The 471-nt window shown below is 67.5% G+C and carries 1 protein-coding gene; it reads left to right on the top strand.

Translation table 11 applies throughout. The features are described 5' to 3' along the window. Positions 1 to 35: 35 nt before the first annotated feature. Positions 36 to 471 (top strand): RCC1 domain-containing protein (locus tag D7V88_RS42165; RefSeq protein WP_372241180.1); only part of this gene is annotated, 436 nt, incomplete at its 3' end.

The raw sequence follows: 471 nt of genomic DNA, 5'->3' as shown, positions 1-471 counted from the left end.
CTCTCCAGGGCGGCTCGCAATGCGCTACGAGCGCTGTGGCCCTTCTTCTCGCGGGCGCCGGACACGCGTACGCCGTGAAGCAGGACGGCACCGTTTGGGCCTGGGGCTGGAACTACTTTGGCCAGCTCGGTGACGGGACCACCACCGACCGCCACACGCCGATGCAGGCACAGGGCTTGACGGGCGTCACGGCCCTCTCCCCTGGCGCTGGCCACACGCTCGCAGTGACGCAGGATGGCACCGTCTGGGCCTGGGGATACAACGAAGCTGGCCAGCTCGGTGACGGGACCACCACCGACCGCTACACGCCAGTCCGGGTACAAGACCTGACGGGCGTCACGGCCTTTGCTGCTGACGGCGCCCACACGCTCGCTTTGAAGCAGGACGGCACCGTCTGGGCCTGGGGCTGGAACAATTACGGCCAGCTCGGAGACGGGACGTATGAGAGCAATCGCACGCCGAAGCAGGTAC

It is taken from the genome of Corallococcus terminator (assembly GCF_003611635.1).
GTDB lineage: Bacteria > Myxococcota > Myxococcia > Myxococcales > Myxococcaceae > Corallococcus > Corallococcus terminator.
Note: the sequence above shows the minus strand (reverse complement) of the source record. Positions and strands in the feature narration are given on the sequence as shown.